Source organism: Pseudarthrobacter phenanthrenivorans Sphe3, from assembly GCF_000189535.1.
GTDB lineage: Bacteria > Actinomycetota > Actinomycetes > Actinomycetales > Micrococcaceae > Arthrobacter > Arthrobacter phenanthrenivorans.
In genome coordinates this window covers 406,802-420,224 of the sequence record NC_015145.1, presented here as the reverse complement: position 1 = coordinate 420,224, position 13,423 = coordinate 406,802, and the positions used below count along the sequence as shown (strand labels likewise).

The window sequence follows — 13,423 nt, the reverse complement described above, 5'->3', positions numbered from 1 at the left end:
GACTGGTGACATGACACGAGCACCACTGATCAAGCTCAACGATGGATATTCGATCCCCCAAGTAGGCCTTGGCACCTGGCCGCTGGACGACGACCAGGCGGCCACCGCCGTCGTGCAGGCCCTGGAAGCCGGGTACCGCCATATCGACACTGCCGTGAAGTATGGCAACGAACAGGGTGTGGGCAACGGGATCCGGGCAAGTGGAGTGGACCGCGGGGAGGTATTTGTCACCACCAAGCTCGACGGCCAGTTCCAAGGCAACGACCGCGCCGTGGAAGGACTGGAGGGGTCGCTGAAGCGGCTGGGCCTGGATTACGTGGATCTGCTGCTGATCCACTGGCCTTTGCCGGCGCGGGACGAATTTGTCTCCACGTGGAAGACGTTCGAACGGTTGCAGGGCGAAGGAAAGGTGCGGTCCATCGGTGTCTCCAACTTCAAGCCGGCGCACCTGGAACGGCTGATGGCGGAGACGGCGGTGGTTCCGGCAGTGAACCAGATCCAGCTGAGCCCCGCGATCACCCGCAGCGCCGAGCGGGACTTCCACCGCAGGCATGGGATCATAACGGAGTCCTATAGCCCGTTGGGGGGCGCGGGTGCGGGCCTGCTCAGCGCTCCAATCCTTTCCCAACTGGCCGAGAAGCACGGAAAAACACCGGGTCAACTGGTCCTTCGCTGGCATGTACAAAACGGAATTGTAACGATTCCGAAAACTGCCAATCCTGACCGGATGAGGGAAAACATCGACATCTTCGATTTCGCCCTTGATCCGCAGGATCTAGCGGAACTTGCCATCCTGGACGAGGGTCCTGGCGCGGGCAACGATTCGGACGTAACGGGGCACTGATTCGGGCCTGAAATGGGACTTTTCCAGCATCCGGGGTTGGCAAATAGATAGTAAGCATGATTACTATTGGGGCAGAAGGATGAAGTGTCGCCGGGATCCGGGGACCTCCTTTACTTAGGAAGAGGAACGAAAAATGGGATTTATTGCATTTCTGATTCTCGGACTTATTGCTGGTGCGATCGCTAAGGCAATCCTCCCGGGCAGGCAGGGTGGCGGCTGGCTCATCACCCTCGTCCTGGGCGTCGTTGGAGCACTCCTCGGCGGCTGGATCGGCGGAATGATCTTCGGCACGGGGCTGCAGGAGTTCTTCTCGCTGCAGACCTGGCTGCTGGCCATCGGCGGCGCACTTATCGTGCTGCTGGTGTACGGCATGGTCACCAAGCGTGGCGCGCGCGGCTAATACGCGTGCACGCCAGGAAACCGGCCTGGGGACAAGATCCCCAGGCCGGTTTTCATTTCTTCCGGCCAGCTGGCCGGGACGGAAAACTTCTCATGAAGCAGGAGTTCATTGTGAAAAACAAACTTCTTTTGGGCGTCGGGATCGCCGCAGGGTACGTTCTCGGATCGCGGTCCGGCCGGGCGGCCTATGACAAGCTCAAGGCACGCGCCGCGGGCATCTGGGACAGCAAGCCCGTGCAGGACAAAGTGTCGGTGGCAACGGAGGCCATCAAGGAAAAGGCCCCCGAAGTTGCCGATCAGCTCACGGAGGCAGCCCGCCGCGCAGGCACCGTCATCGGCTCCGCCATGCACCGCGACGGGGCGTCCGGGGATACCAAGTCCACGTCCGACGGCGACGCTGCGGCAGGCGCGGCCGGCACCACGGGTGCGGGTACTTCGGGCGGCTTTGGCTCAGCCGGTACCGCCGGCACCACGGATACCCTCGGCACTTCAGCCACGCTGGGTACCTCTGGAACAGGGACTACGGGAACGGGAACTTCCGGAACGGGGACTTCCGGCGCGGGGACTTCTGGCACGCTGAATGATGCCAGTGACCTGGGCGAGGACCATATCCCGGCGCACAGCACCCATCCCGAGACCACCAACCTGGGCACAAATGACGAGACCGAGTCCAAGCCTTAGCAGGCCAACTCTTTCTGGCGCATGACGCGGGCTCCCGCTTGACAGCGGGAAACCCGTCCGTCTGTGCTACAACTAAATGGTTTTGCTGGCCGTCGCGATCCTTGGGGGACGCGGCGGCCAGCGGCGTCTCAGGCGTCCACCCCCCGCAGCGCTGCCCAGGTGTCGGCATCGTCCAGCTGTCAGCTCGGAACGTGATCCCGCGGGCCGGACGGGCCAGTCCTACTTATCCACATAGCCGGCCCCGGAGCCAGGGATTGTCTGCCCCCTGCACCAGAATTGGTCTATGGAAGCCATTGGGGATCAGTTCGGGGAGTACGGCACGGATACGGCAGTGCTCACCCGACCCGCTTCTCCGGGTGATAATTCTCCAGGCGACCGCCCCGCACCTGGCGGACTGGACGGATGCTCCCCCTGCCAGCCAGGCCGCCATATTGCCGTCGGGGAGGATGCCCCGTCCCCCTCCCCAACCACCGCCTTCCGACCAGAAGACACAGCCTCCCATTCCACAGCCGCTGCAATTTCAGATCTTCCGCTTCAAACGGACACCGGCGGGGCTCCCAGGGGATGCATCAGCCTTGGAGTAATCAGCTCGCTCCTGGCCTCCGCTGCTGCTGCCGCTCCGGCCGCCCTTGCTGCAGCCGATTATGTTGAGGCATCGTATTTTGCCGGGAAGGCTGAAGAGCTCGCGCGGTCTGTCGAGTACCTTCAACTGCTGGCCGCCGGCACCGTGGACCGGACCCGAGCTGAGGCGATCGCAACCGCAGACGCTGCCAGGGTTTCACGTGCCCGGACACGCAATGTGTGGGTCACCGGGTGGGAAAGCGCGGTGGAAACCCTAAACGAAACAGATGCCGACTGGCCGGGTCCGCTCGCGGAGGCAGCCCCGACGGCAGAGACAAGCATCGCAATATCCTCCGGAGAAGGGACCCCGACAGCCAGCGCCACGCCAGGCGGGGCAGGTACTCCGGCAGCAGCCAGGACCAACCCGGCCATAACATCGCCGGCGGATGACGGGTGCAGGAACACCGCGGAATTCCTCCGGCTCCGGCTCCGGATTCCCCTCCGTGAAGCCCGCCGCCGGTTGGCCCTCGCGCACCAGGTCCTCAGTTGCACCAGCCTTACCGGCCAGCCGATCCCACCGGCCCGGCCCCACCTCGCCGCCGGCCTGACCCCCGCTTCCAGCGAGACAAGCAAAGATGCAGCTTCGGATGCTGGCACACGCATAGGCACGGATACCAGTACCAGCGCCAGCGAAGGCATCGGGGAAAGCGTTTTAGCTCCCGCGGTCTCCTCATACGCGGGCACGATCATTACCGCCGTCTTAGACCGGCTCCATCACCGCACCACCACGGAGGTCCTTGACCGGATCGAACAGGACCTTACGAAAGCCGCGGCAGCAGCAGACCCGGATTTCGTTGCCCGTCTCGCACAGCGCTGGACCGACACCGTCGATGCGGACGGCACCGAGCCCAGTGAAGAAGCCCTCCGTCACACCCAGGGTGCATTCATACGCAAGCCCCGCTACGGCCTGCATCACTTGGAAATCTTCGCCACAACGGACCAGTACGAGCACCTGCTCACAGTGATGAACGCCGCCACCAATCCCCGCACCGGTACCCAAGCCGCAGGCGGCGCCGCAGTCAGTGCGGGCACCGGCGAGCACACTGGTGGGTCTGGGGCATTACCTGCTTTGGGTAACAGCAGTGGCGAAACCGGAGCAGGGAGCGGGAACAACCTCGACCTTGAGCGCCGCACCCGCTCCCAAAAACAACTCGACGGCATTATCGGCGCCGTCAAAGCTGGAATGGCCACCAACAAACTGCCGAGCGCCGGGGGCAACCGGCCACAAATCATGGCCATTATCAACCAGGAGGATCTCTTCCCCCAGACCGCCCACCCGGCCCCCGCCAGTACCAGCAGCACCGCCAGTACCGGCCCAGACAGCAGCTCAAGTACCAGCCCCACCACCAGAACAGACGCCGGTTCGGGTGCCACAGCCAGCCAGGCCACCGGCGGGGAAACAGCCAGCCAGGCCACCGGCGGGCAAACAGCCACACATCCAAGAACAACTGCCAGCACGGGGACCGGAAACTTTGTCTTCACCGGACCGGTCGCGGCCGCAACCCTGCGCAAGCTCGCCTGCGACGCCGAGATTATTCCCGCTGTTCTGGGAAGCGAGGGTGAAATCCTGGATCTCGGACGGAAAACCCGGCTCTTCACCCCAGCCCAGCGGCTCGCCCTCACCGCCCGCGACCAAGGCTGCAGCTTCCCCAACTGCACCATCCCGGCTCCATGGTGCGAAGCCCACCACATCACCTACTGGTCACACGGCGGGCCCACCACCACGAGTAACGGCGCACTCCTGTGCACACACCATCATCACCTCGTCCACAAAGAACAATGGACCATCAGCGTCCATAACGGCATCCCCTGGTACACACCCCCACAGCACATTGACCCACATCGAAAACCGCAACAAAACCACTACTTCAAACCGCCTCCGCCGCCACCGTGATTGCAGCAGCTTAACTATGGACACGTGATTATGGACATCGATCCGTCGCGTCCCGGTAGCAGCTTGAAGACAGGAACTTGGGGCTTGGAGGCTAGGCTTTGGAGGCTAGGCTTTGGAGGCTAGGCTTTGGAGGCTAGGCTTTGGAGGCTAGGCTTTGGAGGCTAGGCTTTGGAGGCTAGGCTTTGGAGGCTAGGCTTTGGAGGCTAGGCTTTGGAGGCTAGGCTTTGGAGGCTAGGCTTTGGAGGCTATGGCTACGGCTACGGCTACGGGTGAGGGGTTCCCACCACAACAGTCCCGTCCAGTTCCCCGGAGTGAACCACCCGGACAGCCAGTCCCGCGGCAGTCAGGAGTGCGGCAGTCGACTCACTCTGGTGCCTGCTCGTCTCTATGAGTAAATGACCGACAGGGGCAATCCACTCGAGTGCACCGGCGGAGATCCGCCGATGGAAATCGAGTCCGTCCGCCCCGCCGTCGAGTGCTGTGTGTGGTTCGAACACCCGGGCTTCCGGCGGCATCGCCGCTATCGCCCCTGTGGGGACATAAGGGGCGTTGACAGCGAGTACTTGCACGCGGTCGCGGAGCCGTAGCGGCAGGGCTTCAAAGAGATCTCCTTGGTGTACATGTGCTCCGAAGGCATTCACATTCCGGCGCGCGCACTCCACTGCTGCCGGATCAATGTCAGCCGCATGCAGTTCGATATCGGGGCGTCGCCGGGCAATGGCTGCCCCCACGGCCCCTGAACCGCAACAAAGGTCCACAACGACGCCCCGCGAGGCTGAGGAAGCGTGATGCAACAGCCTCACAGCCTCGTGGACCAGCAACTCGGTCCGGCGCCGCGGTACGAATACACCCGCGTCCACGCTGATACGGCCCCCGTCGAACCCCGCCCAGCCAAGAATGTGTTCAAGGGGCACGCCGTTCACCCGGCGATCCACCCACCCGGCGAGCGCCCCAGGGCCTGGGGCTTCATCCATCAGAAGGCGTGCCTCATCCTCAGCGTACACACAACCGGCCGTCCGCAACACGGAAGCGACCGCAGCCACCGACTGAAGCGCGGAAGTGGATCTGGACGCTGGCACCACCACTTCCCTTCCCCGAGCAGCCGTGCACCCTCAACTGCTGACGCTGACGCAGCTCAACAGGTGGCCCCGCACCTAAAACAATCAACCACGGAGGCCAACAGCGAGCCGGGCCTTTCCACGGAGCCACGGCACTGCGACGCCTCAGCAGAACCCAATGCTATTCCGCATTTCCACCGCAACACAGCAGTTTGTTGGCAGGATGGAGTCATGACAGCCCCTTCCGAGCAGCCCATCATCTGGACCGGCACCTACACGGCAGACGGAGGAGGCCGTGCCGAAGGAATCGGAGCCCTCGCCGAGAACCCGGACGGAAACCTCGAATGGCTGGGAACCGCGGTAAAGGCAGACTCGCCGTCGTTCATTTCTGTCCACCCCACATTGCCAGTGGTGTACGCGGTTGCCGAACAACGGAAGATGGTGCGGTCCTTTCGCCGGAGTGGCGCTTTTGGGCTGGAACCCCTGGGGGACCCGCAACCGGCCGGCGAGGCAACGTGCCACGTGGCGGCAGACCCGCAGGGCCGGTTCATCACTGCTGCCTGCTGGGGTGACGGCCAGGTCCTGCTGTACGAACTCGACGGCGAGGGCGGGATCGCCGGGCGCTTCCCCGCCGCGCCGTCCGCGGACCCGCACGCCAGCCTCAACCCCGGTGAGCCCCGGCAGAGCCGGGCCCACGCCAGCCTGATGCTGGCCGACGGCCGGATCATGACCACAGACCTTGGCCACGATGTCATCCGCATCTGGAACTACGTTCCGGGAACCGGCCTGGTGGCTGACCATGAGGTGGCCCTGCCGTTCGGCAGCGGGCCGCGCCATTTGGTGCAGCACCGCAGCGGGAACGTGTTCGTGGTTTCCGAATATTCGGTGGAGGTGTTCGTGCTGAGGCCTGAAGCCGGGACGTTCGAGCTTGTATTCCGCGGTCCGGCCACTGCCGGGGGCAGCCTCGCGGATGATTCCGCTGCGGAAATTTGTCTCGGGCGCCGAGGGCACTTCGCCTACGTGGGAGTCCGGGGCTCCAACATCATCAGCACCTTGGAGGTACGGGACGGTGGAACAGAGCTTCTGCCCGTTAAAGACACCCCAAGTGGCGGAAACTGGCCGCGCCACCATCTGGTCCGGGGAAGCTGGCTGCACGTAGCCCACGAGCGGTCGGACAACATCGCCACCTTTGCCCTGGATGCAGTAACCGGCCTCCCGGGCCCGCTGGTCCACGACCTTCAGGCACCGTCCCCAACCGCCTTGGTACCCGCCGGCTAAAGCCATCTGCAACCCGCTTGAGCCGAACGGCGTTGCCTAAACACTGGAGTTATTCAGTGCAAGCGCTTACAGTTGTGAGGTGCCTCACAGGCAAGCATGCTTCCCTGTTTGGTCTCACACATAAAAGCCGCCTATTTTCCTCGGCAAGCCTGTTCAGCAGCGCCGCTACCAGGAGGTCTCCCACCTTGATATTCCGCACCCGCATGAGCGCGCCCGCACGCGCCCGGAGATCAGCAATTTCGCTGGCATCTCCGTACCCACCGCCCGGCCCAACCGCTTCCACAGCCTTCCGTACCACAGCATTTCGTTCGGCTGCCGGACTACTCGCAGCCACCGTCGCCGTCAGTGCGGCAGTCCTTCCGGCCCAGGCCGCACCCGGCCCCAAAGACCCCGGCACGGCCCCGGCCCTCCACTCGCTCCGGGCTCCCGTCACGGACGAGAACTTCTATTTCGTGATGGCAGACCGTTTCAGCAACGGCAGCGCCGTAAATGACGACGGCGGCCTGGGCGGCGATCCGATGGTTTCCGGCTACGATCCCACCAAAAAGGGCTTCTACAACGGCGGCGACCTCAAGGGTCTGCTGGACAAGATCGACTACATCCAGGGCCTGGGAACCACTTCCATCTGGCTCACCCCCAGCTTCAAGAACAAGGCGGTGCAGCCCGAGGATAAGTCAGCGGGGTACCACGGGTATTGGATCACGGACTTCACCCAGATCGATCCGCACCTGGGAACTAATGACGAACTCAAAGCGCTCATCGATGAAGCCCACAGCCGCGGCATGAAGGTCTACTTCGACATCATCACCAACCACACCGCGGACGTGATCGGCTACGAGGACAGCGAGGGGGAAGGCGCCCGCAAGGGATATGTCTCGAAGGATGAAGTCCCCTACAAGACCGCCGGTGGCGACGAGTTCGACGACAGGGACTACGCCGGCCAGGAGACCTTCCCGGAACTGGATACGGAGACGTCCTTCCCCTACCAACCCCGCCTGGAGGCGGGCGAAGAGAACCTGAAAGTCCCCAACTGGCTGAACGATCCCACGCTCTACCACAACCGCGGCGACACCACCTTTGCCGGTGAAGACGCCTATTACGGTGACTTCTTCGGCCTGGACGATCTGTTCACCGAGCACCCCAAGGTTGTGGACGGCATGAAGGACATCTACCAGGCCTGGATCCGCGACTTTGGCGTGGACGGCTTCCGGATCGACACCATGAAGCACGTCAACAATGAGTTCTGGCAGGAATTCGGCCCCGACGTCCTCCGCTACGCGAAGGAACAGGGCAAGGACGAATTCTTCATGTTCGGCGAAGTCTTCGACACCACCAAGAGCTTCACCTCCCAGTTCACCACCCGGAACCAGATGCAGGCTGTCCTGGACTTCCCCTTCCAGGAGGCAGCGCGCAGTTTCGCCTCCAAGAGCGCAGACACCCGAAACCTGGAAACCTTCTTTGCCGGCGATGACTGGTACACCGATGCGGACTCCAACGTCTACCAGCTGCCCACCTTCCTGGGAAACCACGACATGGGCCGCATCGGCAGCTTCATCGCCGCGGACAACCCAGGCTCCAGTGATGAGGAGCAGGTGGCCCGCGACCAACTTGCCCACGAGCTGATGTACTTCTCCCGCGGCAACCCGGTGATCTACTACGGTGACGAGCAGGGCTTCACCGGCCCCGGCGGGGACCAGGATGCACGGCAGACGCTTTTCGCCAGCCAGGTTCCGGAATACCTTGACGACGACCTGCTGGGTACGGATGCCACGCACGCCACCGACAACTTCAACACCGGGCACCCGCTCTACAGCAAAATCAGCGAACTGGCCGCGCTCACCAAGGAACACCCGGCACTTCGCGACGGCGCCCACCAGCACCGCTATGCATCCGGGGGTCCGGGGGTCTACGCCTTCTCCCGCACGGATGCAGGGGACCAGCGCGAGTACGTGGTGGCCCTGAACAACAGCGAACAGGCCCAGACCGCAGAAGTGCCCACCTACATCGCCAAGCGCAACTACACGCGCATATACGGTGATGCGGCAGCTGAGGCGAAGACCTCGGAGGACGGCAAGCTGACGGTCACCGTTCCACCGCTTTCGGCAGTGGTGTACGAATCCTCCGGCCGCATCCCGCACTCCAAGGTAGCTCCCGCCGTCGTCCTCCAGGACCCTGCTGCCGCCCCCGGCGACAATGGGCGTCTCAAGGTGACGGCCGACGTCGGCGGTTCCTCGTTCTACGAGGTTACCTTCGAAGCCAGGACAGCAGGCGGGGAATGGCTGCCCATCGGCACGGACGACACCGCGCCGTACCAGGTGTTCCATGACGTTGCGGCGCTGGACGCCGGAACGCCCTTGGAATACCGCGCCACGGTGCTGGACAACGGCGGGCACACTGCAACTTCGCAGTCACGCTCCGCCAGCGTTCCTGCTCCGGCTATCACGCTGCAGAAGCCGGAAGAGGGAAGCAGCGCAGAGGGCACGGTGGAACTCAGCGCCACTGTGGACCCCGAAAAGGCCAGCAACGTAGTGGCATTCGAGCGGAGCGTGGACGGCGGCGAATGGACCGGGGTGGCTACCGATGATTCCTCGCCCGTGTATTCGGCCAGTGATGACATCACCAGCCTCGCTGACGGCACCAAGGTGGCGTACCGGGCAGTCATGACCGGCCCCGGATTCAACGTGTCCAGCGAGACCCGGACCATCACGGTGGGCGAGGCACCCCAGCCGGACTCCGTCACTGTGGCCGGTTCCCTGAACCAGGCCATGGGCTGCGCAAGCCAATGGGATCCAGCCTGCTCCCAGGCCATGATGACCCTTGACCCGGTGGACAGGATCTGGCGGCTCACGGTGGATCTACCTGCCGGCCAGTACGAGTTCAAGGCGGCGCTGAACGGCGGCTGGGACGAGAACTACGGCGCCGGCGGCCAGTTCAACGGGCCGAACATCACGCTGGACCATCCCGGTGGTCCCGTCACGTTCCGCTACGACAACAGCACGCACCTGCTAAGCGCGGTGTACGCCTCGCAGCAGCCCGGCGCGGTTGCGGCTGCCGGAAGCATGAACAGCGAACTGGGCTGCGCCACGGACTGGGAACCGTCCTGCGACCAGGCACAGCTGGTGCTGGACCCGGCGGACCTGGTGTGGAAGCTGGCTGCGGACCTTCCGGCCGGGACGTACGAGTTCAAGGCCGCGCTGGACCGGTCCTGGAACATAAACTACGGCGCGGGCGGAGAGTCGCCCGGAGCGAACGTCGTGTATGAGCACGACGGCGGGCCGGTCACCTTCCGCTACGACCACTTCACCCATGTGATCAGCGCCGGCTAGGAATCCGGCAGGCACCAATCGCAAAGCGGGGTCACTCCCAGCCCATCCTGATGCACCGGATAGGCCGGGAGTGGCCCCGCCTTTGCGTTTTCCAGGGACCCTGCGGCCTTCCGGGGGACCGTGCGGGCAGCAGGGTCCCCGCGGCGGGCCGGTCAGCCGGAAACGGGATGCCCGAGGCTGGCAAGGAGCCGCCGGATGGCATCCTCCGCAACCGGAGGGGCACCGAATACTTCGCGTTGGCGCGTGGTGTCAGCAACGTAGCGTCCGGACTGGAACCAGGCGATCATGGCAGCCAGATCGGCAGCCATCGGCGTGACCGGCTTCAACACGAACCCGGCAGCCCTCAGGACGGCCACGGGGACTGAACGGACCTTGATCCTCCGTCCGGTCAGCCGTCCTGCGATGGCGGCGAAGTCCTGCATGCCGAGGGGACGGTCCCACCCTATGTCGATGCGCTGCCCCTCTACGCCCGCGGCGTCCACGGCGTCAGCGAGGTAGCCGGCCAGATCCGGGGTCAGCACGAACGTCAGCGGAATCCGGGGCGAACCGAACCACATAACCTGGCCTTTGGTGACGGGGTCGCCTCCGAAGCCGGTCACCTGGTCCAGGAAAGCGCCCGGCCGCAATGCGACGAAAGGAACGCCCAGCTGCTCGAGCCGGTCCTCCATCAGCTTCTTGTGCCAAAAATGTGGGACATCAGGCGTCTGGTCACAGGTCAGGATGCTGGTCAGCACAAAGCGCCGGACTCCGGCACGGGCGGCCGCCTCTGCCAGATTCGAGTTGCCTACGGTATCCGTTTTGGAGGTATCCCCTTTTCGGTGCCTTGTGTAGCCAGCAGCTGAGGTGACCACGGCGTCCACCCCTGCCATGGCGCGGTCCAGCGATTCCGGGTCCAGCATGTCGCCGCGGGCAATGCCCACACCGGCCGCTTCGAGCTTAGCGGCGTCCGAACCGGGCCGCACCAGGGCGCGCACGGGCTTGCCCCGGTTGATGAGCTCCTGCACCACCTGGCTGCCCAGCATGCCCGTGCCGCCCACCACCAGGACAATTCCACCACTCATAGCTGCCTCCTCGCTGATTGACTAGCCGTGCAGGGCCTCCTCCACCGCCTTCAGCAGTGAGTTGAACCGGGTGTTGGCGGGGAGGTCGTCCAGGAACACGGGTTTGCCGTCAGGGCCGCCCAGCGGAACCTGCCAGTTCGGGTAAAGCGCTTCGGAAGTGCCAGGCTGGTTCTGGACCCGCCGCTCCCCCACCGCGTCGACCAGGGCTACGCCCAGCAATACCGACGGCGTCTGGGTCAGCAGGAGGTGCAGCGCCTCGATGGTCTGTTCTTCCGTTTCTCCCGGCCCGCCGGCCGCTTTCCCAGGCAGGTAGCCACGCTCCCGCACCAGCGCCAGCATCTTTTCCAACGCTGCGTTGTGCTCGGCGCGTTCCTCTTCCTCGGACCGTTCCAGCAGTCCCAGCCCGCTGCGCAGCGCCACGTGGTCGCCCGCGAGATAGCCGGCGGTGGGCGGCAGGTCGTGGGTGTTGACGCTGGCGAGTGCCTGCGTCCGGTACTTTTCCGGCGCAAGGGGCGAGTCGCCGTCGTACTCGAACCACAGGATGGACGTGCCCAGGATGCCGCGGGCGGCCAGGTAGTCACGCACCCACGGCTCGAAGGTGCCCAGGTCCTCGCCAATCACCACGGCGCCGGCGCGCTGAGCCTCCAGGGCCAGGATGCCGATCAGGGCCTCGTGGTCATAGCGGACGTAGGCGCCGTCTCCCGGGGCGTTTCCGACCGGAATCCACCACAGCCGGAAGAGGCCAAGGATGTGGTCCACCCGGATGCCGCCGGCGTGCCGGAGCACCGTGGCCAGCATGTTCCGGAACGGCTGGTATCCGGCCTCAGCCAGGCGGGCCGGATGCCATGGCGGCTGTCCCCAGTCCTGGCCCTGCTGGTTGTACATGTCGGGCGGGGCGCCCACGCTGGTGGCGGGAGCCAGTACATCTCGCAGCGTCCAGGCATCGGCACTGCTGTGGTCCACTCCCACGGCAAGATCGTGCACCACGCCCAGCCTCATGCCCGCACGCAGCGCCGCCTTCTGGGCCTCCTCCAGCTGCTCATCGCAGATCCACTGCAGCCACCGGTGGAACCCGATCCTGTCCGCGAGCTTTTCCCGCAGCGCCTCGGCCTTCGCTGTGCCCAAGGCAGAAGAAGGGTCCTTCCACAGCGGATCGCCCGGGGCGACATCCTCACGGATGGCGGACCACAGGGCAAAGTCGTCCAGTCCACGCCCGGAGATCCTGCAGAACTCATCAAAGGCCGCCTGCCGCGCCGGGGACCGGCGTGCGTGGTACAGCATCTCCAGGGCCTGGAGTTTCGCCGCATAGACGGCGTTCCGGTCCAGCCGGCCGCCCTCCCTGTTCAAACTGGAAACTTCCTCGTGCAGCTTTTCCACTGCGGCGCGCTTGCGCGGCTTCAGGTAGGCCAGCTCGGGGATGGCCTCCACCCGGATGTAGAGCGGATTGAAGAAGCGGCGGGTGGACGGCGAGTAGGGCGATGGCTGCACCGGAGGGACCGGCTCGGCCGCGTGGAGCGGGTTCACCAGCACGTAATCGGCGCCGCGGGCTCCGCTCAGCGCAGCAAGGTCTGCAAGGTCGGAGAAGTCACCGATTCCCCAGGACCTGCGGGAGCGCACGGAATAGAGCTGCGTAGCCAGTCCCCAGCCCCGCCGCTGTTCAAGCGGAGCCGCCGTGGTCAGCCGCCGCGGCGTCACCACCAGCACGGCTGAAGCCTTCACGCTGCCGGCCTCGGCGGTCATGGTATGCCAGCCCAGCGGTAAGTCCTCCGGGAGGGCGAAGGTGGCACGTCCTGTGGCGACGCCGTCGACATCCACAGACTGTACCTGGACGTCCTGCTGCACCCCTTCCAAGGTGCCGCCCTCATCTTCCAGGGCAATGGTGAGGCTGACAGCTGCGCCCTCGGGCACATGGACCGGGACCAGCGCCGGCTCGCCCTGCTGGATGACGACGGCGGGAGGCAGCACCCGCCGCCAGGGCGCAAGTTCCGCTTCGGCCAAGGCCGCCTCGATGGCCTGGTTGGTGTCCGCTTTCACGCCCAGGGCAGCCAGGACCTTGATCAGGGTAGCCTCGGCCACGGAATGCGGCAGCCCGTCCCAGCCCTGGAAGGAGGTGCCCACTCCATGCGCGTCCGCCAGCCTTTGCAGCAGGTGCGGGTCAACAGTCCCGGCGGCAGCAGCGGCGTTGCCTGATGGAACGCGCGGAGGATCTGCTGGCGTGCCTGGACGATCTGAATGCTGCTGGTCTGAAGCCGTCATGCGTG

General features: G+C 64.8%; 9 protein-coding genes. 6 read left to right on the top strand and 3 right to left on the bottom strand.

Annotated features, from left to right (window positions below; genetic code table 11):
* Positions 1 to 10: 10 nt before the first annotated feature.
* From ASPHE3_RS01985 to ASPHE3_RS01970, 4 genes are all read left to right on the top strand, one after another.
* Complete coding sequence (locus tag ASPHE3_RS01985) at positions 11 to 844, top strand: aldo/keto reductase (protein WP_013599557.1); 834 nt, start codon at positions 11 to 13, stop codon at positions 842 to 844.
* A 133-nt stretch (positions 845 to 977) separates the two neighbouring features.
* Entirely contained in the window at positions 978 to 1,244 is a 267-nt protein-coding gene (locus tag ASPHE3_RS01980) for a GlsB/YeaQ/YmgE family stress response membrane protein (RefSeq protein ID WP_013599556.1), read from the top strand.
* Between the two features lie 110 nt (positions 1,245 to 1,354).
* Positions 1,355 to 1,924, top strand: a complete 570-nt coding sequence (locus ASPHE3_RS01975; protein ID WP_041652479.1) for a hypothetical protein — start codon at positions 1,355 to 1,357, stop codon at positions 1,922 to 1,924.
* A 283-nt stretch (positions 1,925 to 2,207) separates the two neighbouring features.
* On the top strand, positions 2,208 to 4,439 hold the full coding sequence (locus ASPHE3_RS01970; RefSeq protein WP_013599554.1) for an HNH endonuclease signature motif containing protein: 2,232 nt from the start codon (positions 2,208 to 2,210) through the stop codon (positions 4,437 to 4,439).
* A 263-nt stretch (positions 4,440 to 4,702) separates the two neighbouring features.
* Here the strand turns inward: ASPHE3_RS01970 and ASPHE3_RS01965 are convergent, their stop codons facing one another.
* The gene (locus tag ASPHE3_RS01965) at positions 4,703 to 5,413 is read right to left on the bottom strand and encodes a putative protein N(5)-glutamine methyltransferase (RefSeq protein WP_254362961.1); all 711 of its coding nucleotides are present in this window, start codon (positions 5,411 to 5,413) and stop codon (positions 4,703 to 4,705) included.
* Between the two features lie 315 nt (positions 5,414 to 5,728).
* On the opposite strand from ASPHE3_RS01965, the gene ASPHE3_RS01960 reads away from it, so the two are divergent.
* Both ASPHE3_RS01960 and ASPHE3_RS01955 read left to right on the top strand, forming a co-directional pair.
* A complete protein-coding gene (locus tag ASPHE3_RS01960) occupies positions 5,729 to 6,775 on the top strand; it encodes a lactonase family protein (protein ID WP_013599552.1) in 1,047 nt (348 codons plus the stop codon).
* 203 nt (positions 6,776 to 6,978) lie between these two features.
* A complete protein-coding gene (locus ASPHE3_RS01955; protein WP_081459812.1) occupies positions 6,979 to 10,101 on the top strand; it encodes an alpha-amylase family glycosyl hydrolase in 3,123 nt (1,040 codons plus the stop codon).
* Between the two features lie 152 nt (positions 10,102 to 10,253).
* Here ASPHE3_RS01955 and ASPHE3_RS01950 read toward each other — a convergent pair whose 3' ends face one another.
* Together ASPHE3_RS01950 and malQ are read right to left on the bottom strand one after the other, a co-directional pair.
* Complete coding sequence (locus tag ASPHE3_RS01950; RefSeq protein WP_013599550.1) at positions 10,254 to 11,162, bottom strand: SDR family oxidoreductase; 909 nt, start codon at positions 11,160 to 11,162, stop codon at positions 10,254 to 10,256.
* A gap of 21 nt (positions 11,163 to 11,183) precedes the next feature.
* Positions 11,184 to 13,418, bottom strand: coding sequence for a 4-alpha-glucanotransferase (malQ, locus tag ASPHE3_RS01945; RefSeq protein WP_013599549.1), 2,235 nt, complete (start codon positions 13,416 to 13,418; stop codon positions 11,184 to 11,186).
* Positions 13,419 to 13,423: the final 5 nt, after the last annotated feature.

Bases quoted from the DNA above. Each gene is read 5' to 3' on its own strand.
- ASPHE3_RS01965 (WP_254362961.1), bottom strand. From the start codon at position 5,413: ATGGATGAAGCCCCAGGCCCTGGGGCGCTCGCCGGGTGGGTGGATCGC.
- ASPHE3_RS01955 (WP_081459812.1), top strand. From the start codon at position 6,979: ATGAGCGCGCCCGCACGCGCCCGGAGATCAGCAATTTCGCTGGCATCT.
- ASPHE3_RS01960 (WP_013599552.1), top strand. From the start codon at position 5,729: ATGACAGCCCCTTCCGAGCAGCCCATCATCTGGACCGGCACCTACACG.
- ASPHE3_RS01950 (WP_013599550.1), bottom strand. From the start codon at position 11,162: ATGAGTGGTGGAATTGTCCTGGTGGTGGGCGGCACGGGCATGCTGGGC.
- malQ (WP_013599549.1), bottom strand. From the start codon at position 13,418: ATGACGGCTTCAGACCAGCAGCATTCAGATCGTCCAGGCACGCCAGCA.
- ASPHE3_RS01985 (WP_013599557.1), top strand. From the start codon at position 11: ATGACACGAGCACCACTGATCAAGCTCAACGATGGATATTCGATCCCC.
- ASPHE3_RS01980 (WP_013599556.1), top strand. From the start codon at position 978: ATGGGATTTATTGCATTTCTGATTCTCGGACTTATTGCTGGTGCGATC.
- ASPHE3_RS01970 (WP_013599554.1), top strand. From the start codon at position 2,208: ATGGAAGCCATTGGGGATCAGTTCGGGGAGTACGGCACGGATACGGCA.